Origin of the sequence: Runella rosea (assembly GCF_003325355.1) — a bacterium.
Taxonomy (GTDB): domain Bacteria; phylum Bacteroidota; class Bacteroidia; order Cytophagales; family Spirosomataceae; genus Runella; species Runella rosea.
In genome coordinates this window covers 3,910,509-3,935,755 of the sequence record NZ_CP030850.1, presented here as the reverse complement: position 1 = coordinate 3,935,755, position 25,247 = coordinate 3,910,509, and the positions used below count along the sequence as shown (strand labels likewise).

General features: G+C 44.0%; 22 protein-coding genes. 6 read left to right on the top strand and 16 right to left on the bottom strand.

The features are described 5' to 3' along the window. Positions 1 to 14: 14 nt before the first annotated feature. Together DR864_RS16450 and DR864_RS16445 are read right to left on the bottom strand one after the other, a co-directional pair. Positions 15 to 548 carry an SPOR domain-containing protein gene (locus DR864_RS16450; protein ID WP_114068010.1) on the bottom strand — a complete coding sequence of 178 codons (534 nt, stop codon included), beginning with the start codon at positions 546 to 548 and terminating at the stop codon, positions 15 to 17. 94 nt (positions 549 to 642) lie between these two features. After that, positions 643 to 2,595, bottom strand: coding sequence for a DUF3857 domain-containing protein (locus tag DR864_RS16445; protein WP_114068009.1), 1,953 nt, complete (start codon positions 2,593 to 2,595; stop codon positions 643 to 645). Between the two features lie 78 nt (positions 2,596 to 2,673). Here DR864_RS16445 and DR864_RS16440 point away from each other — a divergent pair, with 78 nt between their 5' ends. Both DR864_RS16440 and DR864_RS16435 read left to right on the top strand, forming a co-directional pair. After that, positions 2,674 to 3,306 (top strand): TIGR04282 family arsenosugar biosynthesis glycosyltransferase, encoded by a 633-nt coding sequence (locus DR864_RS16440; protein WP_114068008.1) that lies wholly within the window; start codon positions 2,674 to 2,676, stop codon positions 3,304 to 3,306. 186 nt (positions 3,307 to 3,492) lie between these two features. Then, positions 3,493 to 5,145: an amino acid permease gene (locus DR864_RS16435; RefSeq protein ID WP_114068007.1), complete on the top strand. Its 1,653-nt coding sequence runs from the start codon at positions 3,493 to 3,495 to the stop codon at positions 5,143 to 5,145. A gap of 224 nt (positions 5,146 to 5,369) precedes the next feature. On the opposite strand, the gene DR864_RS16430 is transcribed toward DR864_RS16435, so the two are convergent. Beyond that, positions 5,370 to 6,074 carry an AlbA family DNA-binding domain-containing protein gene (locus tag DR864_RS16430; protein WP_229599593.1) on the bottom strand — a complete coding sequence of 235 codons (705 nt, stop codon included), beginning with the start codon at positions 6,072 to 6,074 and terminating at the stop codon, positions 5,370 to 5,372. Positions 6,075 to 6,241: 167 nt separating this feature from the next. Between DR864_RS16430 and DR864_RS16425 the strand changes: the two genes are divergently transcribed. Beyond that, positions 6,242 to 6,544, top strand: a complete 303-nt coding sequence (locus DR864_RS16425) for a DUF4286 family protein (protein WP_114068005.1) — start codon at positions 6,242 to 6,244, stop codon at positions 6,542 to 6,544. Between the two features lie 20 nt (positions 6,545 to 6,564). Further along, a complete protein-coding gene (pbpC, locus tag DR864_RS16420) occupies positions 6,565 to 8,907 on the top strand; it encodes a penicillin-binding protein 1C (RefSeq protein ID WP_229599402.1) in 2,343 nt (780 codons plus the stop codon). Between the two features lie 5 nt (positions 8,908 to 8,912). Here pbpC and DR864_RS16415 read toward each other — a convergent pair whose 3' ends face one another. From DR864_RS16415 to DR864_RS16375, 9 genes are all read right to left on the bottom strand, one after another. Beyond that, positions 8,913 to 9,413 carry a DUF3299 domain-containing protein gene (locus tag DR864_RS16415; protein WP_114068004.1) on the bottom strand — a complete coding sequence of 167 codons (501 nt, stop codon included), beginning with the start codon at positions 9,411 to 9,413 and terminating at the stop codon, positions 8,913 to 8,915. Positions 9,414 to 9,474: 61 nt separating this feature from the next. Beyond that, positions 9,475 to 10,428 carry a fasciclin domain-containing protein gene (locus DR864_RS16410; protein WP_114068003.1) on the bottom strand — a complete coding sequence of 318 codons (954 nt, stop codon included), beginning with the start codon at positions 10,426 to 10,428 and terminating at the stop codon, positions 9,475 to 9,477. A 120-nt stretch (positions 10,429 to 10,548) separates the two neighbouring features. Beyond that, positions 10,549 to 11,529: a porphobilinogen synthase gene (gene hemB / locus DR864_RS16405; protein WP_114068002.1), complete on the bottom strand. Its 981-nt coding sequence runs from the start codon at positions 11,527 to 11,529 to the stop codon at positions 10,549 to 10,551. A 65-nt stretch (positions 11,530 to 11,594) separates the two neighbouring features. Next, positions 11,595 to 12,509, bottom strand: a complete 915-nt coding sequence (locus tag DR864_RS16400) for a PfkB family carbohydrate kinase (protein WP_114068001.1) — start codon at positions 12,507 to 12,509, stop codon at positions 11,595 to 11,597. Between the two features lie 104 nt (positions 12,510 to 12,613). Then, the gene (locus DR864_RS16395; RefSeq protein WP_114070319.1) at positions 12,614 to 13,309 is read right to left on the bottom strand and encodes a tetratricopeptide repeat protein; all 696 of its coding nucleotides are present in this window, start codon (positions 13,307 to 13,309) and stop codon (positions 12,614 to 12,616) included. A gap of 300 nt (positions 13,310 to 13,609) precedes the next feature. After that, positions 13,610 to 14,692: an acyltransferase family protein gene (locus DR864_RS16390; protein ID WP_114068000.1), complete on the bottom strand. Its 1,083-nt coding sequence runs from the start codon at positions 14,690 to 14,692 to the stop codon at positions 13,610 to 13,612. After that, positions 14,693 to 17,143, bottom strand: coding sequence for a GumC family protein (locus tag DR864_RS16385; protein ID WP_114067999.1), 2,451 nt, complete (start codon positions 17,141 to 17,143; stop codon positions 14,693 to 14,695). It abuts the gene before it with no gap. 20 nt (positions 17,144 to 17,163) lie between these two features. Then, positions 17,164 to 17,904 carry a tyrosine-protein phosphatase gene (locus tag DR864_RS16380; RefSeq protein WP_114067998.1) on the bottom strand — a complete coding sequence of 247 codons (741 nt, stop codon included), beginning with the start codon at positions 17,902 to 17,904 and terminating at the stop codon, positions 17,164 to 17,166. 11 nt (positions 17,905 to 17,915) lie between these two features. Next, the gene (locus tag DR864_RS16375) at positions 17,916 to 18,704 is read right to left on the bottom strand and encodes a polysaccharide biosynthesis/export family protein (protein WP_162793892.1); all 789 of its coding nucleotides are present in this window, start codon (positions 18,702 to 18,704) and stop codon (positions 17,916 to 17,918) included. A gap of 159 nt (positions 18,705 to 18,863) precedes the next feature. Between DR864_RS16375 and rnhB the strand changes: the two genes are divergently transcribed. Beyond that, the gene (gene rnhB / locus DR864_RS16370; protein WP_114070318.1) at positions 18,864 to 19,439 is read left to right on the top strand and encodes a ribonuclease HII; all 576 of its coding nucleotides are present in this window, start codon (positions 18,864 to 18,866) and stop codon (positions 19,437 to 19,439) included. Positions 19,440 to 19,544: 105 nt separating this feature from the next. Next, a complete protein-coding gene (glyA, locus tag DR864_RS16365) occupies positions 19,545 to 20,831 on the top strand; it encodes a serine hydroxymethyltransferase (protein ID WP_114067996.1) in 1,287 nt (428 codons plus the stop codon). 99 nt (positions 20,832 to 20,930) lie between these two features. Here glyA and DR864_RS16360 read toward each other — a convergent pair whose 3' ends face one another. The 4 genes from DR864_RS16360 to DR864_RS16345 all read right to left on the bottom strand — a co-directional run bounded on the left by DR864_RS16360 (position 20,931) and on the right by DR864_RS16345 (position 25,233). Further along, positions 20,931 to 21,653: an RluA family pseudouridine synthase gene (locus DR864_RS16360; RefSeq protein WP_114067995.1), complete on the bottom strand. Its 723-nt coding sequence runs from the start codon at positions 21,651 to 21,653 to the stop codon at positions 20,931 to 20,933. 135 nt (positions 21,654 to 21,788) lie between these two features. Beyond that, a complete protein-coding gene (locus DR864_RS16355) occupies positions 21,789 to 23,225 on the bottom strand; it encodes a pentapeptide repeat-containing protein (protein WP_114067994.1) in 1,437 nt (478 codons plus the stop codon). Between the two features lie 142 nt (positions 23,226 to 23,367). After that, on the bottom strand, positions 23,368 to 24,255 hold the full coding sequence (locus tag DR864_RS16350) for a hypothetical protein (protein WP_114067993.1): 888 nt from the start codon (positions 24,253 to 24,255) through the stop codon (positions 23,368 to 23,370). Between the two features lie 30 nt (positions 24,256 to 24,285). Further along, positions 24,286 to 25,233 carry a stage II sporulation protein M gene (locus tag DR864_RS16345; protein ID WP_114067992.1) on the bottom strand — a complete coding sequence of 316 codons (948 nt, stop codon included), beginning with the start codon at positions 25,231 to 25,233 and terminating at the stop codon, positions 24,286 to 24,288. Positions 25,234 to 25,247: the final 14 nt, after the last annotated feature.

Below are 25,247 nucleotides of genomic sequence, written 5' to 3'. Positions count from 1 at the left end.
AACAGCAAACTTAGCTATTTTACCATTAAACTTTTCTTTAAATCAATCTTTTCAGCCAAAATGACCGCACTTTCGTAACGGCTGCGTACCTGTTGTAGATAACGTTCGGCTTCCAAACGTGTCATAAAATCGCCGATTCTGACGCGGTAAGTGGGTTGGCTGTAGACCAAGTAGGGGTTTAATTCTGGGAAAGTTTGATAGGTAAACAGGCGCGCGTCGTCGGCTTCTTTGCGCGTATTGCCCACATAAATTTGGATACGATACCCTGAAGCAAAACGAATGGCGCGGTTTTTGGAAGCGATGGTGTCCACTACGGCATCCAATTTACGATTTACGTGCAGGGGTTGGTCCGACAAAACCCGTTTTACTTCGGGCTTTTTGGCCGTTTCGACAGGGGAAGATTCTTTGTATTTGGGCCTTACTGCGGACAAATCCTCGTCGTAATTGCTGTAAGCATCAACGGTGGTGGAGCGTACAGGTTTGGAAGATACACAACCCATGAAAACAGACCCCGAAATGAGCAGTAAGACAAAAAATTTCAAGTTCATTGGAAGCGATGGAAAAATGAATGTTTAGGTCAAAATCGCCCAGAATTGCGCTGGTATGATTAGAAAACAAAGTTATAGTTTCCGGATGATTCTTTTATTTTTTCTCTAATAAGAGCGTCACTTTGTTGAAATCTGCCGCAGCATTGATAATCTTTTGGAAAATATCGTACGTTTCAAGCGGCTGTAAAACCTGCTTGTAGTACTCATCAATCGTAACGGTCAATAAATTTCCTTCCATCTTATAGTCAGAAACAAAACCCATGATGGGATCGGCCTTTCCATCAGTGATAGAACGTTTTAGGCTTTCTAAGCCGCTTACTTTATAACCCTCCGGAATCCGAATCTTCATCACCCGTTTGTAAGAGTGGGCATTGCCCATATCAATCGAAAACTGACGAGCGCCTTCGTTGTACATTTCAACCTGTGGCCCAATCAACTCGCCTACTTTAAATAAATACTTTTTACCAGCGCGTTCCAAAACGCTTTTAAGTACCATATCGGTAGATAAAATAAATGGTTTAAATACTTCGTCGCTGTTGAGATTGGTGTTTTTGATTTGGACGTTGGTGTAGGTTACATCGGGCTTGAGTGTCGATTTGATGATTTCATTGGTCAGGTTTTTGCGCTCTTCTTCAGCTTTTACAAAATGGTAGTAAGGGCGTAATTGTGCCGCCTGATGCCCCGTCATTTGGCGAGTTACTTTCCCCTGAACCTGATCCATAGTGGGAGAAAAAGATACCTCCATGGCCAAGTCGTCGTGGTTGTCGGCGATTGTGGAAAAAGGAATGAGCCGAATTTCTCCTTCTGGAATTGTTTCGGTGCCCGCTTTTTTCTTTTTGATAAAGAGTGCGTAGTTTCCTTCCATAAATTGGTCAACCATACCATACCGTAGAATAGGACTGCCAGGGTCGAGAAACTTTTTGGTGGTAGGAAAATAAAGTAAATATTCATCCAAAAAACTCCAAGAGTCAAACTCTTTGTCAAAAACCGCGCTGGCACGACTAGTTCCTACGACAATCTCGTACGGAATATTGAGCGATTCCAACGCCGTGATGTACAGGCGCATCATGCCCGCTTTGGATGCGTATTGCTTTTGTAAAATAGCGGAAGCCGTTTCGGCATCTTCCTCTTCTTTGACTGCAATGTTGGTTTTGGCGTAATTTTCAAATTTCTTAATCGCCATTTCGGGGGCAAGCCCTTTGATTTTTTCCTTGACCAATACCGCATCTACGGCCTTTTTAGATTCTTCGAGCCCCGTTCTTAAATAATCAAAAAACGTTTCGGCGGCGCTTTGCCAAGTATACAGTCGTTCTTCGCCTCGGCTGAGGTTGTACGATAATTTGTAATCGGCTCGTACCAAATTGGCCTTTATGTTGGCGTATTTTTCTTCGTGAATGGGTTTTAGATTATTAACCAAAACGGTAGTGGTTCTTTTTTCATTCAAGGTGTCTGTCCCAATGGTAGCGGGCGCATTGTACACTTTGGCCTCAAATTGTAGGTAAGAAGGCGTAATGATTTTCAATTCAGACGTACGAACTGGAATGTCGCTTTGCAGGATTTCGGAGCCAAAAAGTGTGCTGTTACGTCTGAATAAGCTGATGTACTCTAGTTCTCCGCCCGCCTCGATGCCTTCAACGGCTAGAATTTTATACACCCGGCCCTGTTCTTCCAATTCTTTCACGGCTTCCAGTCCGACTTCCTTGACGGTGCCGTTTTTGCTGATACTTCTGGCTTTCAGATAAAGGAGGTCATTGGTGTTGGGAACGGGAAGGATGATTTTGTTGTACATTTCAATGGCTTTGGAGTCATTGATACGAATCCGCTTATAAATTCCCTGAATGCAGGAAAACTGCCCCAATGAATCAAACGTATATTCGATGAAAAGTTGATTTTTGAGCACGACGCCCGACTCACTTTGTTCAGCTTCGGTGAGGGTAGCTAGCGTGGGGTCAACTTTTTGATTGGCAATGATTTTCTTAAAGGCAACGTCTTGGGCGTATGATGTGGCGGTGATCAGGATAAGGGCTATCCAAAGGAAATGTTTCATAAATGCGTATGAACTGCTCAATTGTTCTATTTTTTTATCAATCTTACTATCTTTCTTTCAACTATCCAACCCAAACGAATGATTTACTCAGTTATTGTTTTTGTTAAAAACCCGATTTTAGGTAAAGTGAAGACGCGTGTGGCGGCTACGGTAGGCAATGAAAAAGCTGTGAACGTATACGTAGAGTTGCTTCAACATACTAAAAATGTCATGAAAGAATGGATAGGAGATGCCGTTGAATTTACCCAAAAACGGGTTTGTGTTTACTACGGGGATTTTATCAACGACAATGATCTGTGGAATGCGCCTTTTTTTGAAAAGAAACTACAATGTGAAAGCCCCGATTTAGGCGACCGAATGAAAGCGGCATTTGAAACAGAATTGAAAATCGCTGATTGTGTCGTTATTGTAGGAAGTGATTGTTTGGCCATTCGGTCTGAGCATTTATCAAGTGCATTTGCCGCATTGGAAACCCATGAGGTGGTCATCGGCCCAGCCGACGACGGAGGTTATTACTTATTGGGAATGAAAGACCTGCATCGAAGTTTGTTTGAAAACAAATCATGGAGTCAACCAACGCTCCTACAAGAAACCATCACTGATTTAGCGCAAATGAGTCAACATAACAATGATTCTGCGGGTTATTATCTGTTAGAGACATTGTCGGATATTGATACGTGGGAAGACTACATAGCGGCTAAAAGTCGGTGAATCAGCTGGGATTAATGAACGTTTTTGTAGGCTGAAAATCCATTTTATCTTCTCTGCTATACCTTTTAATGTTATTGATAAAAAAGTGTCTTTTACACCAAAAAATCAGTTTTTGGCGAGATTTGTCGTAATAATTCCTATTTTTACCCGCTTTAAAAGCAAGCTAAACCCTAAACAACACTTCAAATGAACAATTCCCTTTTTCGAAAAAAATCATTAGAGCAAATTCTGAAAAATGCCGAAGCTGAGAGCCATTCCAACGGCGGAATGTCAAAAATCCTTGGGGTTCGTGATTTGGTATCGATGGGAATTGCGGCGGTTATCGGAGCAGGGATTTTTTCAACGATTGGCGCTGCCGCTTATGACGGAGGGCCGGGCGTTATTTTCTTATTTGTCATTACGGCGATTACTTGTGGATTTACGGCCCTGTGTTACGCCGAATTTGCTTCCCGTGTTCCCGTATCAGGGAGTGCCTATACCTATTCTTACGTCACCTTTGGCGAAGTGGTCGCTTGGATTATCGGCTGGGCATTGATTTTAGAATATGCCATCGGCAATATCGTGGTCGCAATATCGTGGAGTAGTTATTTCGATAATATTTTACAGGGAATCGGCATCGTTTTGCCGCGCTGGATGGTCACCGATACCACAACGGCACTTAAACTCTATGAAGCAGCACAGGCAGCAGGTAAGCCGCTCGAAAATCTGGCTTGGACGGCCGCTCCTATGGTGGGAGATACAAGGCTGATCTTTAATTTACCCGCTTTTGTCATTGTGATTTTGGTCACGATTTTAGCCTATATTGGCATCAAAGAAAGCAAGAAAAGTGCCAATGCAATGGTTGGTTTAAAGCTTCTTGTGCTGTTGGTAGTGGTAGTGGTCGGTGTATTTTTTATCAATACCGACAACTGGACGCCTTTCTTTCCCAACGAATTTGGAGGCGTGTTGAAAGGCGTATCGGCGGTGTTTTTTGCTTACATCGGCTTTGATGCCATTTCAACCACGGCGGAAGAATGCGCCAATCCGCAGCGCGATTTACCCCGAGGAATGATTTATTCGTTGATTATTTGTACCGTGATTTATATCGTTATTGCGTTGGTTATTACGGGCATGGTCAATTATTCGGAGTTTCAGGGCGTAGCCGACCCATTGGCGTATGTATTTGATAAGATTGGTCAGCCGAAAGTAGGTTATTTTGTTTCAGTTAGTGCCGTTGTGGCGGCTACGAGTGTATTGTTGGTATTTCAGATAGGTCAGCCGCGTATTTGGATGAGCATGAGTCGGGACGGACTGCTGCCGAAGGCTTTCAGTAAAATTCACCCCAAATACAGTACGCCCTCTTTTGCAACGATTATGACGGGCTTTTTGGTGGCAATTCCCGCGTTGTTTATGGATGCTTCTTTGGTAACAGATTTGACTAGCATCGGTACGTTGTTTGCGTTTGTGTTGGTGTGCGGTGGTGTGTTGGTGTTGCCAAGAGAAAGCCGTACGGTTAAAAAATCCTTTAGTTTACCTTACATCAATGGCCAATTTATTGTGCCAGCCTTATGGATTGTGTTTGCCTTTCTTACTCGAGAAAGAATCTTTGGAGGCTTTTCGCATTTTGGCAATGAACAACACCAAGAATACCTGTTTTTGATTTTTGTATTTCTCTCTTTTGCCTTTTCTGTTTTTAGTTTTCTGCGCAAATGGTCTTTGATTCCCGTGTTGGGAGTGCTTTGTTGCAGCTACTTGATGATTGAAATTCCTGTTAATTCATGGTTTGTATTTTTTGCATGGATGGCGGCGGGGCTAATCATTTATTTTGGTTATGGATACCGTAGAAGTAAAATAGCGTAGAAAAAATCAAAAAATAAATCCCCTCAAAAACCAATAATTTGAGGCTTTTGATAACAAAAAGGGGTGTTTTTTGTTTTTACGGAACAAATTTGGCTGTACGGAAGTTATAAGAGGTACAACCAAGTATTTTTAATTTCGGAGCTTTCCGAAAAAAAATATAATGGTAGAGGTTTAGGTAGTATACAATCCATCATCCTTTCTGAGGGTGATGGATTTTTGGTTTATTAAAATCCTGCGACGGTAAAACGGTCAACCATTTCGTCGGGATGTACTTCCAGCACATTGGCGAGGACCAATAACACAAGGGTTTTGGAGGCTAAATTTCGGGGAATGTTGGCAATGTTGGCAAATACATCGACCGTTACGCTTTGGTGTTGATCTAAATGCTGCATGAGCTTGCGCTCTTTTTCTCCGTATCTGAACTGAACATTGCGGTCGTCGCTCTTACGGCGTAAAATCTCCCGCATTTCCCAACTCGCCTGAATGGACTTGTCGGCAACGCGTACATAGGCTTTACGCACCTGATTGGTATTTTTTTGGGGGACGTATTTTTTGCGGACAAAGGTCGTATTCACGCGTGGGTGTTCCGCTTCTTGCAATACGTAGTGCGGGCGCCCTTTGCTGGGATACACCGTAAACACAAGCACGTCGCGCTCTTCGCCAACGGGAATGCGGTCAATGGAGTATTCAATGCCAGGGGAGCAGTATTTTTCGATGGCCCGTGTCAGAAGGTACTCGTCTTCGTCGACGTATTTGAGGCCTTTAATAGTGCGGTCATCGCCGATGCCGATGAGGAGACGCCCGCCGTCAGTATTGGCAAAAGCCACCACTTCTCGGACGATTTTCTCGGGGTGATTGCTTTTGAGTTTAAACTCTACCCGTTTGCCTTCACCCTGTCTGACCAATTCTTTGAGTGCCTTATAGTCCATTGGACAGGTCTTAAAATTGGAGGGACGCTTTAGACTGCCTGAGCAGTTGATAAAGCTACCAGTTTCTCCTGAAACGCCAAAGAAATCAAGATTATTTTTTTGTTGTGACGAATAATCGCTCATTTTTTTAAATATTGCGCTAATTAGAGAACAAAAAAACAATTGATATGATTCTTCACAGTGTTACTGTAAACATAGATAAGGCCTTGGAGTTGGAATGGCTGCAATGGATGAAAAACGTTCATATCCCCGAGATTATGGCCACAGGATTGCCGATGGGCAATAAGGTATTAAAGCTGTTGACCGAAATAGACAACGAAGGAACGACCTTCTCGTGTCAGTACTATTTTCAGACCATGGAAGATTATTTTACTTTCGACCAACTCCACGCAAAAGAATTTCAGGATAAACATCACCTACGTTTTCTGAATAGATATGTTTCTTTCCGAACGTTGTTGGAGGAAGTATAATTTTAATTGGGGCAGTAGCGATGTGGAAGGCATTCAAGTTAATGAAAGAAGGTGGCCAAAAATCTTCTAACGTACTGAAAAAATGGCTTCGTCCTTCCCGTTTTTGGCTATTTATAACCCCTTTTCTGCTTTTTTTACTGTTAGATGTTGCGATTCCTTTTAAGGTTTCTCCGCGCTACTCAACGCTTATTACTGCTTCAGATGGGACGATTCTGCACGCCTTTCTGAATGATGATGACAAATGGAGATTGTATACGGAGTTGGAGGAGATTACGCCCGTACTTCGACAAACTATTCTCCAAAAAGAAGACCGTTATTTTTATTATCATCCTGGATTTAACCCCTTTGCCTTAGGGCGGGCTTTCCTTAAAAATACAATGACAGGGCGTAGAAGCTCAGGCGCTTCTACAATTACGATGCAGGTAGTGCGTTTGTTGGAGCCTCGACAGCGCACGTATTTGAGCAAAGCAATTGAGCTTTTCAGGGCGATGCAGTTGGAATTGCATTATTCCAAAGACGAAATTTTGCAACTCTACCTCAATCTAATTCCTTACGGTGGCAATATTGAAGGCATGAAATCAGCGTCTTTACTGTATTTTGGAAAACTACCGCAGTTGCTGAGTTTGGCCGAAATCACAACGTTGACCATCATTCCTAATCGCCCTTCAAGTTTGCGATTGGGTCGAAAAAATGTCTTTATTGTTCAGGAACGAAACAAATGGCTTCGTCGATTTGAAAAAGCCGCCTTGTTTGATAAACAAGTCATTGCCGATGCCATCAACGAACCCCTGAATGCCTATCGTCGCGAAGCGCCCAAGTTGGCTCCTCATTTGGCATTTCGTTTGAGAAAAGAGCATAAAAATACGCCCATTATCCGAACTGCAATTTTGCCGACCCGGCAGGCACAGGTAGAGCAAATGACCCGAAATTATGTCAATCGACTGCAAAGTATGGACATTCACAATGCTGCGGTCATTGTGGTCAATAATGAAACCATGCGCGTGGAAGCCTACGTAGGCTCGGCTGATTTTAACAATCCGTACGATGGCGGACAGGTGGATGGTATCAGAGCGGTACACTCGCCGGGTAGTACCCTAAAGCCCCTGCTCTACGCCATTGCGTTTGACAAAGGAATGATTACGCCCAAGTCAGCCATCAATGATGTGCCGACCAATTTCGGTGGTTTTGAGCCAGAAAACTTTGACCGTCGTTTCAATGGAAAAGTGACGATTGAGTTTGCTTTGGCCAATTCGCTCAATATTCCGGCCGTGAAGGTGTTAAAAGAACTGACCCCGAGTGTTTTGATTGGTTATCTGAAAAAATCAGATTTTCAAACCGTGAAAAAACAGTCCAAAGACTTGGGGCTTTCCATGATTTTGGGCGGTTGTGGAGTCACGTTAGAAGAGCTGACGCGCCTTTTTACAAGTTTTGCCAATGGAGGAAAAATACACGGTTTAAATTATTCGGCAGATACCAAAAAATCAAAAGGAGAAGTACTTATTTCTCCCGAATCGGCCTATTTGATTAACGGGATTTTAACCCAAATTACTCGTCCTGATTTGCCCAACAATTTTGATAATACCTACCATTTGCCGCGTATTGCGTGGAAGACAGGGACTTCCTATGGTAAAAAAGACGCTTGGAGCATTGGCTACAACCGCCGTTATACTGTCGGCGTGTGGGTAGGAAATTTTTCGGGTGTGGGCGTCCCCGAACTCAATGGGGCCAACATTGCCACCCCGCTATTGTTTGATGTCTTCAACGCTGTTGATTATAATTCGCCTACGGGCTGGTTCAAACCCGCCGCCGATATTACGCGCCGAAAAGTATGCGCTGAAAGCGGCGACGTACCGAGCGATTTTTGTACGCACCAAATCCTCGACTACGCCATCATGGGCATCTCGTCCACGCGTAAATGCCAACATTTGAAATGGGTATTGACCGATAAAAACGCTGAAATTTCGTACTGTACTCAGTGTATTCCCGACAGCGGCTACGTGCGGAAATTATACCCAAACATGGCCCCCGAATTAATTGCCTACAACGAATTAAACCATATTCCTTTCCAACGAATTCCGCCGCATAATCCGAAATGTACACGCGTGTTTGAGGTAGGTGCCCCCGTAATTACGAGCCCGAATGATGGGAGTGAATATTTCCTCGAAAATCAGGAGTTGCAGTTGGCCTGTCAGGCCAGCAACGACGTACGGGAGGTCTACTGGTACATCAATGATAAATTGATTCAAAAAACAAACCCACAGACAGCTTTGTTTGTAAAGCCCCCTGTGGGAAAAGTAAAAATATCCTGTAGCGACGATAAGGGCCGAAACGTGGACGTATTTATAAAAGTGCTGAGTCGGTAAAAGAATTACTCTTCCGCTATTTCGGCCCCTTCGATATTGTAGTTCAATTCGTAGATATTATCGGCATTGAGCTTCATCACGCCGCGTAGGGTATGCCGTTCGTCGGTTTTGAATTTACGTCCGTTTTTCTTGAACTTCAAGCCAACTACCGATTCTGGACCCGCCCCGCCGCAGAAGAAACACGCACTGAACGGAAAGGCCGAAAGCGCGTACAGATTTGATTCTACATCAATCGGCAAAATATACCCAGTCAACAATACTTCCTTACCATTGAGTTTATTGACATTGGGACCAAACGTAGGGTAAAGCATGTAAACGGACTCCTCGGGGTACCATTTTTTCTTAAAAGTAACATCACGCAGGGTTTCCCAAGTGATTTTCACGGGGTTATTTCCAGTAAGTGCCCGATAGCGAAATTTATCACCCGATTCAGAAGGTTGTTCAGATTTTACAAATCCTGTGAGGACAACCGAAAACAGGACTAGGGCAGCGACTAAACTTTTCATGCGTTTATTGATTGATTGGCAACAAGTTTAATACAATTTTTAGGGTAATTATGTTCCCGATTTAGGGTTTAGTATATAAAACATGATCAATGGCAAAAATGACGCCATTGGTAGCCGTTATATCTGCTCTCACAACATTGGCCGTGGTGGCGGGGGCAGCGGTTAGCTCGTCCGCAATTTTTATCCCTGTGGCTGACTTTACAATACGGGTTACGTACACGGCATTAAACATTGGCAGGCTGCCAGAAGGCAGTGTCGGTGAAAAATACCGACTCAATGCAATGTGATATGAGACTAAATTGGCCAAAGCAGCGGAAGAAACTGCCGATGAATTGATTCTTGCTAAATTGAGTCCAGCAGCTTCCATAGCTTGATTGGTGGGCACGAATAACGTGTAGGAAGGATCAATGGGGTTAGCGCCTGTAGAATCAGTAAAGATTCTCAAACGAGCTTCGCTGGCTACGGCTTTTAAGAGTGCCGCCCGGAACAGACTGAATTCAGGCGTATTTTTTAGGAGTTGGCCTATGGTCTGTTGAGGAATCCGGACGAGACCGTTGATTACGTGAACAACGCCGTTTGTGGCATTCAAATCCAATTTGCTGGCTCGCGCCTGATTCAAGTACGCAATTCCATCGTTGTACGTTAGATAAAGTCTGGATTTTGACATCATGCTAACGGGATTGTGCGTGCCAAGCGACATGCTTGTCGATGGGTAGTTGGAAGTAATGACATGGTTCGTAATCAACGCCCTGACTTGCTCGGCGGGTAAGGCTGTAATAGCGGAAGCATCGGCAAACCCCGCCGCTTTGAAACCCTCATCGGTCGGCGCAAAAAGCGTTACAGTACTGGTTTTGAAGGCATCCTGCAAGCCTGCGTGGGTAATTGCCGCGCGCAGCATTCCGAGGTCGTCCTGTTCGAGTAAAATATCTGAAATGCTTTTGGGTTGTGGCTCATCCTGACGACAGCCCGCTGCTAAAAACCCTGCGAGTAAAAAAACACCAATGAGTTTTTTCATTACACTAAAACAATGATTAGGTGTAAAATAAACGTTATTAAGGTTAAAAAAATAAAATGACCGTAGCCTTTAACCTTAATACATGTCTAAACGCTTAGAAAAGCCGAAAATTGTTGCACTTTACGCTTGCAAAAGGGCAAATTCTTTGGCAAAATACGTCAGGATAATTTTGGCTCCCGCTCGACGAATAGATAGTAGAGTTTCGAGCATGGCGCGGTTGCCGTCCAACCATCCGTTTTGGGCCGCTGCTTTAATCATGGCATACTCTCCAGATACATTATAGGCAGCAATGGGCAAATCAAAATTCTGATTTAAGGTTTTGATAACATCCAAATACGCCAATGCGGGTTTAACCATCAGAAAATCAGCACCTTCTTCGTAATCAAGTGCTGCTTCGATTAGAGCTTCGCGTACGTTGGCGGGGTTCATCTGATAGGTTTTTTTGTCGCCAAAACGCGGTGCGGAGTCGAGCGCGTCGCGGAAAGGGCCGTAAAAAGCACTGGCAAATTTGACCGAATACGACATAATGCTGACGTCGGTAAAACCTTCTGCATCCAATGCCTGACGGATATACCCAACGCGCCCGTCCATCATATCGCTCGGACCGAGAATGTCAGCGCCAGCGCGGGCTTGCGCCACAGCCATTTTTGCGAGAATATCGAGGGTTTCGTCGTTAAGGATTTTTCCATTTTTAACCAAGCCATCATGCCCGTCGCTGCTGTATGGGTCCATCGCCACGTCGGTCATCAAGGCCAACTCGGGGAAATTGTCTTTTACCGCCTTCAGAGCGTCCAGATAAAAGGTGCCTTCGCGGTAGCTTTCGGTCGCAAAAGTGTCTTTTTTGTCTTCTGAGTAATTGGGAAATAAATCAATGCATTTGATACCCAAATCCGTTACTTCTTTGAGTTCTTCCAACAACGTATCGAGGGAGTATCGATAAATACCTGGCATTGATTTGACTTCACTCTTAATGCCTTGACCCTCCATAATAAACATAGGATAAATGAGGTCATTGACCGATACGGCCGTTTCTTGTACTAAGGCTCGAATGGCCTCCGACTGTCGATTGCGACGCGGACGGCGAATGATGGGGTAATTCATAACATCGAACGATTAAGGTAAATCTCTCAAGCCCGACCTTAATCAGACTTGAGAGTACTGATTTTTTATATCTGGAAATGTGCTAACTGTACAAATTCCTGCACACGAGCGGTGATCTCCTCCTGAGTCAGGCCAACGATTCGCTCGGAACCAAATTTTTCTACGCAAAAAGAGGCCATTGCTGAACCGTATACGATGGCACGTTTCATGTTTTCAAAACTGATGTCGTCGGTACTGGCAAGATAACCGATAAAACCACCCGCAAATGTGTCGCCTGCACCCGTTGGGTCAAAAACATCTTCCAACGGCAATGCAGGACAGAAAAAGACTTGGTCGCCTTGGAATAACAGTGCGCCGTGTTCTCCTTTCTTGATAATCAATGTTTTAGGGCCCATCGCCATTACGGTTTTGGCGGCGCGGCGCAGTGAGTAGTCGCCCGAAAGGATGCGTGCTTCTTCGTCGTTGATGGTCAATACGTCTACCATTTTCAAAACTGACTTAAGGTCATCCATGGCGATATCCATCCAAAAATTCATGGTATCGAGCATGACCAATTTGGGGCGCTTTGTGATACGCTCCAACACCATTTGTTGAATGGCCGGGGCGGTATTGCCAAGCATCAGGTATTGACAGTCTTGGTAAGAATCAGGGATGATGGGATTAAATTCTGCCATTACGTTGAGTTGTACTTCAACGGTATCGCGGCTGTTCATGTCGTTGTGGTATTTGCCCGACCAGAAGAACGTTTTCTCGCCCTGTTTGATTTGTAATCCTTCGGTGTCAACTCCATGATCTTGGAGTAACCCAATCATTTCTTGTGGGAAATCGTCTCCCACAACGGCGACCAAATTGTTTTTTGTAGAAAAATAAGAAGCCGAAAGGGTGATATAAGTAGCGGCGCCGCCGATAATTTTATCCGTTTTGCCAAAAGGAGTTTCGAGCGCATCAAAAGCAACGGAACCAACCGTAAGTAAACTCATGGGAAATGTTGGGGTGTTAAATGTGGGACAAAGTGTGTTGAAAAAGCAAAAGGGATAAAACCGATGAGTCTTATCCCTTACTGTTTTATTTCATAATGAAATGATTATTCTGCTGCACTTTCGAGCAAGCCCTTAAACTTCTTCGCGTTAAGAACTTCGGACGATTGTGGATATTTTTCGATCAGTTTGCCGTATACATCGATGGCCTCCTGATTCTTCTTCGCTTTTTCGTACGCGATACCTAACTTGACCATGTACATAGGTGTAAAATAGGCATTCGGCTTATAATCAACGGCTTTTTGATAATAGCTGATGGCTTCTTCGGCGTTGTTTTTTTCCATATAAGCATCGCCAATGAGTGAGTAAGCGCGAGCCTGTACAAGCAAATCAGAAGAACTGAACGATTTTAAACGCTCAATGGCTTCGTCAAACTTACCTTGCTTCAGAAGAGCAGTACCCGCATAAAAGTTGGCCAGATTTCCCGCAGGCGTAACACTGTATTCGTCAGCGATGGCCAGTAAACCAGGATTTCCGCCGCTGCCTTTGAGGGCTTTATTGAGAGAGTCAGATTCTACGGCAAATACTGGGTTGAACAAAACCGCTTGTGCTTGCTCATCTTGGCTGTTTACATACCAGTGATAGCCCAACCATCCTGCCAAAGCTGCTACTATTACGCCACCTACAATAAAAAAGATATTACGGTTTTTTTCGAGGTTTTTCTCGAACTTGGTTAACTCCCCCGCTAAGCCTTCCGGGCTCTCCAAGAACTCTAAACCAGAATCTGTGTCTTTGTTGCTCATTACCATTGATTTCAAATTGGACTGCAAAATTAGGAAAACTGTTGGAAGTCAAAAAGAACTATTTATTTTTTTCCTGAATTCTATCCATTTATCACTAATTTTTTTAATTATTTTCTTAACCGCTTGGTGTTAAGTCATTTCGTCTATTTAGCGCTGCCCTGTCTTTTTTGGTTGCTTAAAGGGCTAAAATGGACTAATTACGCCTTTTTTCTTTATTTTTTGACAAGTCATTGACAAGCTTTTATTCAAGCTTGCTAAAAGCGGAACAACAACAATGCCAAAACAAATAAAAAAGGTTTTTTAACTTCCTAATGTATCAACGTCCTGTGGATTAATGTGGTTTTTTAGCCGTAAAGCAGGTTTTTCAAACCATTTCCATGAAATCAATCCTGCCAAAAACGTGCAGAGCAATGCTGCCAAATAAAACTGAACTTGTTTTACTAGACCCAATTCCACAAATATGTTTATGATAATCATGTGATAAATGTAGATGCCGTAAGAGATGTCTTCTTCTCCCAAAAGGCGGGTTGAAAGAGCTCGAAAACTAAAAGCAAAGCTGATGGTGACGCACGAAAGCAGAATATTGGCCACCATCCCCCAAGCGTTGGGCGTATAGCTCGGGATATAAAAACCGAACGTGTAGAAAAAAACGCCGATATAGAGTACATAAATGCCTAACCAAACGAGAAACTGGTCTTTTATCCAAGGACTTAATTGGCGGTTGTAGACATAAAATAACATTCCAAATCCAAAATTATATAAATAAGGAAAAACGCTCACTTTGGCTAGCTGATGCAGCATAGAATTGGGTAAACTAAAAGTATTTAAAAGACTGTAAAACAGTACAGAGACCCCAAGGATAACCCAGATAACCCATCGCTTCCATCGCTGCCAAGCGTACCAAATGAAGGGAACTAAAACATAAAACTGAAGCTCGATAGGGATGGTCCAAAGGGCACCATTGGGAACGCCAACGCCAAAATCATGCAAAAAAGTAGGGGTGTAAAATTGAAACAGGGTGAGTTGCCCCACCATCCAAATAACCGAGCCGAGCGGGTTTTGTTGAAAGGGTTCTGTGCCTAAAAAATACAACAGTACAAGAATCGTTACCAACAAGCATACGTATAATCCTGGAAAGATACGCAACAGCCGGTTTCTGACATAAATGAGCCATTGAGATGGCTGCCGGTCAAAACTCCAAAGAATCAAAAAACCGCTGACCGTAAAAAAAATGGGGACGCCACTGAAATGTTTCAGAAAGTCAATACTTATTTCCCAACCTTGTGGAAGCCCAATCGCTAAATGATACCGTGCATGCAAAAGCACCACTTGTGTGGCGGCAAACAAGCGAATCAAATGAAAATTATTGGGTTTGCTAAGCATTTAGGTACGACTGAATAGCTTTCTTATCCATTGCCCTGCTCTTTTGAACAGCGACTTGCCTTTTTCGCCTTCATCGGTGTAATAGCCGTTGGATTTTCCATAGTAATCATACGTGTACTTATAACTGTAACCATAGCCCTTGGAAGCATAGTAAGAAGCTGAAGCCAATGATGCATAAAGGTCATCTCTGTAAAAATCGTTGACAATAACGCCCACTGACTTGAGGTCAAATTCTTCCGTGATTTGGTCAGCGAGCAAATACGATTCTTCGTTTGAATACAGCCAACGGATGATGAAAATCACCAAATCACTTTTTCTCAATAACGGAATATTGTCGGAAACTAAACCAATGGGAGCTGTGTCAATCAATACAAAATCATATTCTTCTTGGCAGGCTTCAATCATATTTTCGAAGCGTTCATTCTGAATGAGTTCCGTGGGATTAAAAGGCACTGGACCCGCAGGAATGTAGTCTAAACCTTCAATCACAGAGTGTTGAATCACCTTTTGGTAATCTTCGGCTTTCCCAGTCAGAAAGGTGCTGAGTCCAACTTTATTGGGGTTGTTGAAAAAACGATGCAGTTTTGAGCGACGTAAATCTGAGACAATAATTAAGACTTTCTTGCCTACTTTGGTCAGCGAGGTTGCCAGATTAATTGTCACAAAAGATTTTCCTTCGCCCGATACTTCCGAGGTAATCACGATTAATTTCCCTTTCGTATCCTCACTGGTGATAAGGAAATTGAGATTGGTTCGTACGCTATTGACCGACTCGGCAAAGAGCGAGCGATTGTCTAAAAAGTGTAAAAGGTCTTTTTCGTTGTTTTGTACTTTTTCCCCGTAACGATGAATAGTGCCCAGTAAATTGACGTTGCTATTCTGACCGATTTTGGGAATTTCGGTAAACTTTCCGTTGAGATAGCGGGCCAGAAAGATGGAGCCCATGCCTATGAGCAAACCAAGCATAATAGATAATAATAAGAGTCGGGCAGCTCGGGGATATACTTTGTAGGAATCGGTTCTGGTTAACACCGTAAAGGAAGGCAGCATTCCTGCCTTCACGATGGAGGTTTCGATTTCTTTGTTGATTAGAAGAAGGTAGATCTTTTCGTTGACGTCGCGGTCGTTTTGAAGGTAGCTCAACTCGCGCTCCACAGAAGGCAGCGCATTCATACGGCTTTCGAGCAGGGATAAATTCTCGTTGATGATTTTGAGGGTGCCTTCGTTTTTTTGGCGTTGGAGTTTGATATTACTCAAAATTTGCTCGCGCAGGTGCTCAATTTCATCGTCGGTGGCTTTGACAACGGGGTTGTTTACGCTCAGGTTCTTGCCTATGGTGAGTCCCTTTCGGTCCAAAATCAGTTTGTTTAGCTCCGTCACCAACCTTACGAGCACGCCGTCGCTGTTGTTGTCAAGGCCAATGTTGCCAATATTGATAGGTTCAAAACGGTTGGAAAGGCTTTGTTCCAGAAGATTAATGTAGGATTTCTGGATTTCGAGCATATTTTTTTGGGTTTTGAAACCCGTAATCTGACTCATTACGTCCGACATCGACGCCTGTAAATTGGGCACTGACCGGCCCTGTTTGTACTTTTCCAGTTCCGAAGATGATTTTCGCAACGCATCAAAGTAGATTTTGATTTGTTCACGAATAAAATCGATGGTCAGATTGGAAGAACGTTTCTTTTGTTCGAGGTTGTATTTTTGGTAGGATTCAATCAGGTTTTGCAAAAAATCCTGTGTAAATTTTCGATTGTGGTACGTAAAAGAAATAGTCAGAATCGGCATGTTATGCTCGGCTTCATCCACGTAAATCAGGTTGTCCATGCGTTCTCGCATGGCGTAAATATCATTGTAAGTAAACCCGTAATCTTGGGTGAATGTAGCCACTGAATTGACTTTGAACGAAAGGCCTTTGACCGCAATCAGGGTATCTTTGGCCAAGTCAAAACGACTGATTTCTTCGCTGAATTCTGTTTTATACGTAATTACGCCGCTGGGCTGGATTTCAAACTTGCCGTACTCATATTCGCTCGATTCATACGAGATGATTTCGGCCGTAAAGGGCTTAAACGGATAAACATCTTCGGTTAGGAAGGTAGATTCACTATAAAACGTAAAAGGGTATTTCAGGCGCTCTACGGCACCGTTGATGACCTCTTCTGATTTGATAACGTATTTTTCGGTTAGGTATTCCTGAACACTGGCGTCAGGTTGGATGAGTTTATTTAGTTCATCTATTTCGGTTTGTTTTTCATTGTATCTCAAAAGTACTTCGGCCACATAGCGCGGCTTGGCTACCTGTAAAAAGATAATACAGCTAACGGTTGTGACGGTTAAAGCCCCCAAAACCCAGTACCAACGACTCCAAAGGACCCGCAAGATGCGCTTTACGTCAATGTCTGCGGATACTTCTACATATCTATCCCGCGATTTATTCTCATTCTGCATAGAGGCGTCACCAAAACTTTTTAGCCCAGACGGTTGAGCAAAGGTAATTGTTGTATGTTCTCAAAGAGAGGATTTTGCGTCAATTCGCTTAATTTTTGCAAATGTCGTAGCCCGTGGGCGTCCGTTCCGACGGCATCAATATAATCTGCTTCCAGCAATTGCTCGGCGGCTCGCCGTTCGGCCGCGCCGTAAAACCCCGTCAATGATAATAGATTGAGTTGAAAACAGACCCCGTTGTTTTTCCAAAGGCTCCATTCTTTCGGTTTGTTGTGCCAATAACGATAGCGCTCAGGATGGGCTAAGAGGGGCGTATAACCCTTCTTCTGAAGCATTTCGGCCAACTTAACGCCCCAGAGACTGGCGTTTTGCATGGGTAATTCAAACAAAATGTATTGATTTTCAATGGGTAATAATTGACCGTGTGTGATGAGCTCAAAAAAGTTTTCATCTGCATAATACTCTGCCGAAGCTTCCAAAACCAACGGTAAGTTATGCGATTGAATCAGTTTTTGTACTTTTTGACAAGCGGCCGTGATTGTTTCGTGGGTGTTTTTATAAAAATCGGCTCGTACGTGAGGGGTGGCGACGATTTTTTTGATACCCATTTGTACATAATAATGCAGCATTTCTAAACTCTGTTCTTCGTTCTGACTGCCATCGTCAATTCCAGGCAGGATGTGGCAATGCCAATCGCTTTCGATGGCAGCCAGCGATACGGCCTGCGGAGATTTGCTTTTGGAACCTTTTAAAAACGAAAACATAGCGGGTGGGATCAGTTTCGGCTGATGGTTATGTAAAGCCCCAGCAATATGGCTATGGCATTTAAAGTCAGGGCAATGGGTTGTACAATGCTAGAGAATTTTTGATTTTTTATCACCCTTAAACTGCTTTTAGATGGGGGCACAAACACATAGTCGCCATCAAAAATCGGGATGTTAGCCACGGCTGGGTCACTCAGATTTCGAACATCATAACTGATTTCTTGTTGTATGCCTGAGCGTGTGCGAATCAGCTTAATGGAATTGTCGGCGGTTGTGAAATCAATCCCTCCCGACATCGCAATGACTTCTCCCAGGGTTACTTTTTCCATATCCATCGTAATGACTCCCTGCTTAGCCACCGCCCCTAACACCTGAATACGACGGTTGGTGATTTCAACGTCAAAAACGGGATTATTTATCAATTGTTGATATTGCCTTTCTATTTCAGTTGCCACTTCTGATTTGGTAAGTCCAGTCACGCTGATGCGTCCTACCTGAGGCAGAATGATTTGGCCTTTTAAATCTACCGTAGCGAGATACGCGGGCGTACCGCTTGCCTGTCCGCCAGTCATAGGGGAATTTCCCACCGAGATATTTCCACCTTGCGGATAGATGATTTCGAGGGCATTTAGACTCTGGATACGGAGTTTATCGCCCACTTTAATGCGATAAACGGAGGTATCTTTGGGAATCCCAAAATAGTTTGTACTGATAATTCCGCCTGTTTTTAGGGTGTCAGCGGCACTTTTTTGGGCCACAACCTGAAAACACAACAATATAAATAACAATGTTAAACGCATGGCAAAAATAGAAAAGGAGATATAACCTCGAAACAAAATTAAGTAAATTGCCCGCCAGACCCAAATTGCGGCCGACGTCAAAGATATGACCTTAAATTATATACGTCTGTTTTAAGGTGAATGTCTGTTATTGCAAACGTTTTATTTTCTAAAAACAACATGCTGAAACCTTTTTATCATCCCCATCTCATTGAAGCTGGACTCGACGAAGTAGGCCGTGGGTGTTTGGCGGGCCCCGTGGTAGCGGCGGCCGTTGTTTTACCCAAAGAGTACACGAATCCTTTGCTCAATGATTCCAAGCAGCTCACCAAAGTGCAGCGCAATCAACTGCGTAACGAAATCACCGAAGTGGCATTAGCTTGGGCCGTAGCGGAGGTCTCTAATCAAGAAATTGACCAAATCAATATTCTAAAAGCTAGTTTTTTGGCCATGCATCGCGCGTTGGACCAGCTGACACTGCGCCCCGAACATTTGCTGGTGGATGGAAATCGTTTTACACCTTACCCTTTTGTAGCGCATACTTGTATTGTGAAAGGAGATGCCAAATTTATGAGCATCGCGGCGGCGTCGGTGCTGGCAAAAACCTATCGTGACGACCTCATGGAGCGGCTTTCCGAAGAATTTCCGCATTACGGTTGGGCTAGAAATGTGGGTTATCCGACTCCTGTTCACCGGCGCGCCATTGAGGCGTTTGGTCCCTGCCATTACCATCGGATGTCATTTAAGTTAATATGAATTTCAAAGGTTTACAGAATAACACTGTAAGTTTTAACGCGTCTTTGTACCTTTGCCGAAACATTTCCCCATTTTGTATTTCGTAAATCCCAAATTGTAAATCCAATGGTTGCTACGACAACAGGGCGCGACACCCAAATATTTGATTTGATCGCTAAAGAACACCACCGCCAAGAGTCGGGTATTGAACTGATTGCTTCTGAAAACTTTACTTCTAAGCAAGTAATGGAAGCTCAGGGAAGCGTGTTGACCAATAAATACGCCGAGGGCTTGCCCGGCAAACGTTACTACGGTGGCTGCGAAGTAGTGGATCAAATTGAGCAGATTGCGATTGACCGCCTTAAAGAATTGTTTGGAGCCTCTTGGGCCAATGTACAGCCCCACTCGGGAGCTCAGGCCAACACGGCCGTGTTTTTGGCGTGCTTGCAGCCCGGTGATAAAATTTTAGGCTTCAACTTAGCGCATGGCGGTCACTTGACCCACGGCTCACCAGTCAACATTTCTGGTAAGTATTTTCAGCCGTTTTTCTACGGTGTAGAGCAAGAAACTGGACTGATTGATTGGGACAAAGTAGAGGCTACAGCCCTCAAAGAGCGTCCTAAAATGATGATTTGCGGTGCTTCTGCTTACAGCCGCGATTGGGATTATGTACGTCTGCGGGCCATAGCTGACCAAATCGGTGCGGTTCTTTTGGCGGATATTTCGCACCCAGCGGGTCTGATTGCCAAAGGGTTATTGAATGATCCGCTTGAGCATTGCCACATCGTTACTACAACTACGCACAAAACCCTGCGCGGACCGCGTGGCGGGGTGATTATGTTGCGGAATGATTTTCCTAACCCGTTTGGTATCACTACGCCCAAAGGAGATATTCGTATGATGTCGTCGTTGCTTGACTCTGGCGTATTTCCCGGTACACAGGGCGGTCCGTTGGAGCATGTAATTGCGGCCAAAGCCGTAGCTTTTGGCGAAGCGTTGAGCGATGATTATACCGAATATGCCGTTCAGGTACGTAAAAACGCGCAGGCTATGGCCGCCGCGTTTGTAGGAAAAGGCTATAAAATTATTTCAGGAGGCACAGATAATCACTTGATGCTGATTGATTTGAGCTCGAAAGGGCTGACGGGTAAGTTGGCCGAAAATACCCTTATCAAAGCAGATATTACGGTAAACAAAAACATGGTTCCGTTTGATACTAAATCACCGATGGTGACTTCGGGAATGCGCGTGGGAACGCCCGCCATGACCACTCGCGGCCTCAAAGAAGCCGATATGGAGCGCATTGTTGATTTGATGGATACCGTCTTAATGAATGCCGACAACGATGCAAAAATCGAAGCCGTAAAACAGGAAGTAAACGACTGGATGGCAAAAGTGCCTCTCTATTTATAAGTAATCAGTCTTCAGTTTACAGTAGGCAGTAATTAATACAAAACTTTGTTTTTCTACTGCCTACTGCCTACTGCCTACTGCCTACTGCCTACTGCCTACTTAATTATTCTTCTCCAACAACTTCACCAATACCGCAAAGTCTTTGGGGTAGGGCGCTTCTACTTTGATGGTTTCGCCGTTCATTAACTGAAACGAAAGTGAGAACGCATGCAGCGCAACCCGTTGCATGATAGGACGCTCTTCGGTCTCTTGCTTTAATTTATAATCCTTTTTCAGCGAAGACAAAAGCACGTTGGCGCCGCCGTAGGTTGGGTCGCACACGATGGGTGCTTTGAGGCATTGTAAGTGGATGCGTATCTGGTGCATTCGGCCTGTGATGGGAATACATTCTACCAATGTATGTCGACGGAAGGCTTTGAGCGTAAAAAATACGGTTTCGGCCGCCTTGCCTTTTTGACGGTCAATTTTTACGGCGGTCCCATCTTTTACGGGTGAAATCGGTAAAAATACCGAAATACTGTCAAAATCATGCAGGCCGTTGGCTACGGCGTGGTAGCGTTTTGTCACTTCTCGGTGTTCAAACTGCATGGCCAAATGGCGGTAGGCTTCGGGGTTTTTGGCGATGGCCAATGCGCCCGAGGTCTCCTTGTCCAAGCGGTGCGCTACCTGAGCGTCAAAACTATATTCCTTGGCCATCCGAAGAATACTCACCGATTTGTCGGCGGTACGTTCGTTAATGGTGGCTACGTGTGGCGGTTTATTGATAACGATGTAATCTTCGTTTTCAAATAATATCAAATCTTTAAAATCAAATTTTGTCATTTATTGGGAGTCCTGCTATTGTGGGAGGATAAAATCAAAACCAAAAGAAGCGGTTGGGAATTCCGAACCTTGCTTAGAATGGTGCGTTTTTTAGTAATTGCCACAAAATTAGCCTTTTATTTGACGACTTACCAATTACGGCGCAAAAGGCAACTCAAGAATGACTTGTTTGAGGGGAAGATTTTGGAGGGACACCGCTGCTTTATCGCCATACAGCAGCTTGAGCTTGTTCTGAACACTTTGCAAGCCATACCCGCCACTGATGGGTTCGGGAAAGCTCGGGCCGTTGTCGTGGACCGTAATTCGTAGCAGATTTTGTTCTTTAGTGACCCGGACTTCAATCACGCCACGGTCGGCAATACGCGCAATGCCGTGCTTGATGGCATTTTCAACCACGGGCTGAATTAAAAAACGGGGAACGGGTAGGTTTCGGAGTGTTTCGTCGCGAACAATGATTTTAAAAGACAGACGGTCTCCGAAGCGCACTTGCTCAATTTCGAGGTAGGTCGCGACCATTTCCAATTCGTTGTCGAGCGAATCAAAATAATCCGCTTTTTTATTGGTCACGTATCGGAATAATTTCGATAACAGCAACGTCATCTGTTCAGCTTTATCGGGGTCAATATGAACCAAACTCGCGATGCTGTTGAGAGAGTTGTACAAAAAATGAGGATTGATCTTGGCCTGAAGTGCTTCCAATTCGGCTTTGGTCTTTGATTTTTCTAATTCCGAAAGTTGCAGTTCTTGCTCGGTAATGATGAGCGTAAGCTGTTTGCCCTGTTTTTGAAAATAATGAAAAACGTTGGCGACAAAAATGGGGCAAAGAACATACACGTACCAGGGAGCGCTGTTGGTGACTTGATTGGGAAACTTCTCCAGCACATCGGTGATGATTTTGTCGCCGAATTGAAAATAAGAAAATGTTATTAAGCCCAAATAGCCAATTCCCACAATCAACGAGAGTGCAAAGTGCTGAAGCCATGCAGCTTTGAAGTACTTTTCCAGCGGGCTAGATAGCCAATTGGTAATTAGAACCGTGATGATTCCACCCGAAATATTATTTCCAACAATGTATTGGTTGAGCATGGCCAAGCGCGGGTCGGAGGCGGTCAGAATCTGGTGCGTAAAATAAATGACTGCACTGACTCCGTAGAAAATAAACGCCCCGATAAAAATCCCAATGACTGTCCCAAACCAGCCTGTTCGGTATAAAAAATGGGTGAGAGAGGCAAAACGGTCAGCGGGGTTTCGTTTGCTGATGCCTGAGAAACTGAAATTTGCCCCCGCAATCTTGGCGTTGGTGAGGTTGGTCTCGACCAACGATGAAAAGCTCAAATTGGCATCTGTCAAATCGGCATTTTCAAAATTGGCATCGTCAAGATTGGAAAAACTGAGGTTTGTTTTTTTTAAGATTGAATTGCTGAAATTAACCCCTGACAAATCAGAAAACCGAAAATCTGCCCCCGACAAATCCATTCCGCTCAAATCAATGCCTTCCAACTCTGTTTTACGAAAATTGGAACGGGCATTTTTGAGGTCTTCGTAAATTTGGTCGCGCGAGGCCGATTTCATTTCTGTACAAAGGATTCGGGGTGCATGTATTTCAATAAAAATAAAAATCAATAAGCAAACAGGCGGTTTGTTTTTGACAAATCAAGGTATCGAAGGAGTGAAGTCCTTAATTCTTCTGACAAAACTTCTCCTCTCATGATTATTAAAATTCTTCTTCCCGCCGGTCAATTCTCGGTGTGTCGTTTTTACCAATGTCTTCAATCGCGCCCAAAATCCCCGAACCATCCCGACGTTCTACTAAATTATAATACTGAAATCCCAATGCTACCAATACCAATGACCTCACAAGGACAGAACCCACGGTTCCGATAACCCCGCCCACAGTAGTCCAAAAAGTATTGATGCCGTCTCCAATTTGAAGAATAGAAGAAAAGGTGATAATCATTGTCGGAATCTGAAACACATAACCGATAATGCCCGAGATGATTCCCATAATCATCAGCAGACCGAATGTAGACCACCATTTATCATTAATGAGATAAAAACACCGCCGAAACGTAGCTTCCAAACCGAGGTTTTCGCGCATCATGACCATGTACATCAGCGAGAGCGTAACCCCCACGTAGATGCCCGGAAGGAGAAAAAACATCGTTGCTACAATGACCGCGGCTACCATCACAATGCTGAATCCTACGCCTTTACCGATGTATTCTTTCACCCGATTCCACATGATTTCGGGGGTAATATCTCGGTTCCCTTTTTCATACTCAATCAAGTAAGCATTGACCACTAACGTGGCGGCCAGACTCGCCGCTCCCAAGAAGATGAACAGTAGTAACATGGATGAACCCATGGAATAAATACTCGAAAGCGAACTGTCGACGTCGTCGGAGCCTAAGATTTGCTGTTGGAGCGAGAGCATATTGGATTGATATGCTCCCATAAAAAAGCCGCCAATCAGTGCTGGCGGGCCTGCAATGTACAAAAGAGAAAGCATCAACGGCTTGAAATTTTGGATAATAAACTCAAATGTTACATTGATTTTTTGTCCAAAATCGCGCTCCTGTTGTAATTGGATAGGTGGTTTCATGGTAAAGAAAGATTGGGCGTTAGTAGGAAATTAAGAGAAGGTCATTTGGTGGTAAATTTTTCGTGGGTAAACAACAAAATACCACACGATAAACAGGGCCGAAGCAATAATGATGCTGCTACTGACTACAGGATGCAGGGTAAGCCGGGTAATAAAACTTTCTAAAAATCCCGCAGCAATAAAGACGGGTACCAGGCCAATGACAATTTTCATGCCCTTTTTTGCGCCCAGTTTAAAGGATTCTAGTCGGCTGTAGGTGCCAGGGAAAAGTAAACTGTGTCCCATTACCAATCCAGCAGCTCCCGCAATGACTATGGCCGATATTTCGAGCGTACCGTGAATCCATATTTTCAAAATAGAAGCTAATAGTAGGTCGCGTTCGAAGAAAAAGTACTGAAAAGAACCCAACATAACGCCGTTTTGAAACAGAATAGCGATGGTGCCAAACGAAAAAAAAGAACCCAGCGCAAACGCAACAAACGAAACTTTAATGTTGTTGACGGTGATTTGCATGAACATATCGGCTTGACCCGTACCACCATAAATAGCCAATGGGTCCCCATTCTTAATATTTTCAAGGGTTTGGTTTACGTACGCATCGCCCATGATGAGTCTGACGTAAGTGTCGTCGTGAGCCGCCGATAGCCAGCCCAGAATACAAGCACCGAAAAAAAACAGGAATGAATACAGCAACTTAAACCGCGATTCAAACATCAAAAGGGGCAGTTCGTGTTTCCAAAAAGCGGCAATACGGTTGCGGTCTTCTTGGCGGTTGGAATAGAGTTTCTGATGAAACTGAGCCGCCACCCCGTTGAGATAACGCGTCACAGTGGATTTGGGATAGAACGTTCGGGCGTACGAAAGGTCATCGGTCAATTCAATGAATCGCTCCGTAAGTCGGTCGGGGTCGTGGGCGGGGGTGGACTCATATTCCTGCCACTTTTCCGTATTTCGTTTGACAAAAACAGCTTCTTTCATTAAAATGAATAAAT

Excerpts from the sequence above, each read along its gene's own strand:
- DR864_RS16450 (WP_114068010.1), bottom strand. The coding sequence starts at position 548 with ATGAACTTGAAATTTTTTGTCTTACTGCTCATTTCGGGGTCTGTTTTC.
- DR864_RS16445 (WP_114068009.1), bottom strand. The coding sequence starts at position 2,595 with ATGAAACATTTCCTTTGGATAGCCCTTATCCTGATCACCGCCACATCA.
- DR864_RS16440 (WP_114068008.1), top strand. The coding sequence starts at position 2,674 with ATGATTTACTCAGTTATTGTTTTTGTTAAAAACCCGATTTTAGGTAAA.
- DR864_RS16435 (WP_114068007.1), top strand. The coding sequence starts at position 3,493 with ATGAACAATTCCCTTTTTCGAAAAAAATCATTAGAGCAAATTCTGAAA.
- DR864_RS16430 (WP_229599593.1), bottom strand. The coding sequence starts at position 6,074 with ATGGACTATAAGGCACTCAAAGAATTGGTCAGACAGGGTGAAGGCAAA.
- DR864_RS16425 (WP_114068005.1), top strand. The coding sequence starts at position 6,242 with ATGATTCTTCACAGTGTTACTGTAAACATAGATAAGGCCTTGGAGTTG.
- pbpC (WP_229599402.1), top strand. The coding sequence starts at position 6,565 with ATGTGGAAGGCATTCAAGTTAATGAAAGAAGGTGGCCAAAAATCTTCT.
- DR864_RS16415 (WP_114068004.1), bottom strand. The coding sequence starts at position 9,413 with ATGAAAAGTTTAGTCGCTGCCCTAGTCCTGTTTTCGGTTGTCCTCACA.
- DR864_RS16410 (WP_114068003.1), bottom strand. The coding sequence starts at position 10,428 with ATGAAAAAACTCATTGGTGTTTTTTTACTCGCAGGGTTTTTAGCAGCG.
- hemB (WP_114068002.1), bottom strand. The coding sequence starts at position 11,529 with ATGAATTACCCCATCATTCGCCGTCCGCGTCGCAATCGACAGTCGGAG.
- DR864_RS16400 (WP_114068001.1), bottom strand. The coding sequence starts at position 12,509 with ATGAGTTTACTTACGGTTGGTTCCGTTGCTTTTGATGCGCTCGAAACT.
- DR864_RS16395 (WP_114070319.1), bottom strand. The coding sequence starts at position 13,309 with ATGAGCAACAAAGACACAGATTCTGGTTTAGAGTTCTTGGAGAGCCCG.
- DR864_RS16390 (WP_114068000.1), bottom strand. The coding sequence starts at position 14,692 with ATGCTTAGCAAACCCAATAATTTTCATTTGATTCGCTTGTTTGCCGCC.
- DR864_RS16385 (WP_114067999.1), bottom strand. The coding sequence starts at position 17,143 with ATGCAGAATGAGAATAAATCGCGGGATAGATATGTAGAAGTATCCGCA.
- DR864_RS16380 (WP_114067998.1), bottom strand. The coding sequence starts at position 17,904 with ATGTTTTCGTTTTTAAAAGGTTCCAAAAGCAAATCTCCGCAGGCCGTA.
- DR864_RS16375 (WP_162793892.1), bottom strand. The coding sequence starts at position 18,704 with ATGCGTTTAACATTGTTATTTATATTGTTGTGTTTTCAGGTTGTGGCC.
- rnhB (WP_114070318.1), top strand. The coding sequence starts at position 18,864 with ATGCTGAAACCTTTTTATCATCCCCATCTCATTGAAGCTGGACTCGAC.
- glyA (WP_114067996.1), top strand. The coding sequence starts at position 19,545 with ATGGTTGCTACGACAACAGGGCGCGACACCCAAATATTTGATTTGATC.
- DR864_RS16360 (WP_114067995.1), bottom strand. The coding sequence starts at position 21,653 with ATGACAAAATTTGATTTTAAAGATTTGATATTATTTGAAAACGAAGAT.
- DR864_RS16355 (WP_114067994.1), bottom strand. The coding sequence starts at position 23,225 with ATGAAATCGGCCTCGCGCGACCAAATTTACGAAGACCTCAAAAATGCC.
- DR864_RS16350 (WP_114067993.1), bottom strand. The coding sequence starts at position 24,255 with ATGAAACCACCTATCCAATTACAACAGGAGCGCGATTTTGGACAAAAA.
- DR864_RS16345 (WP_114067992.1), bottom strand. The coding sequence starts at position 25,233 with ATGAAAGAAGCTGTTTTTGTCAAACGAAATACGGAAAAGTGGCAGGAA.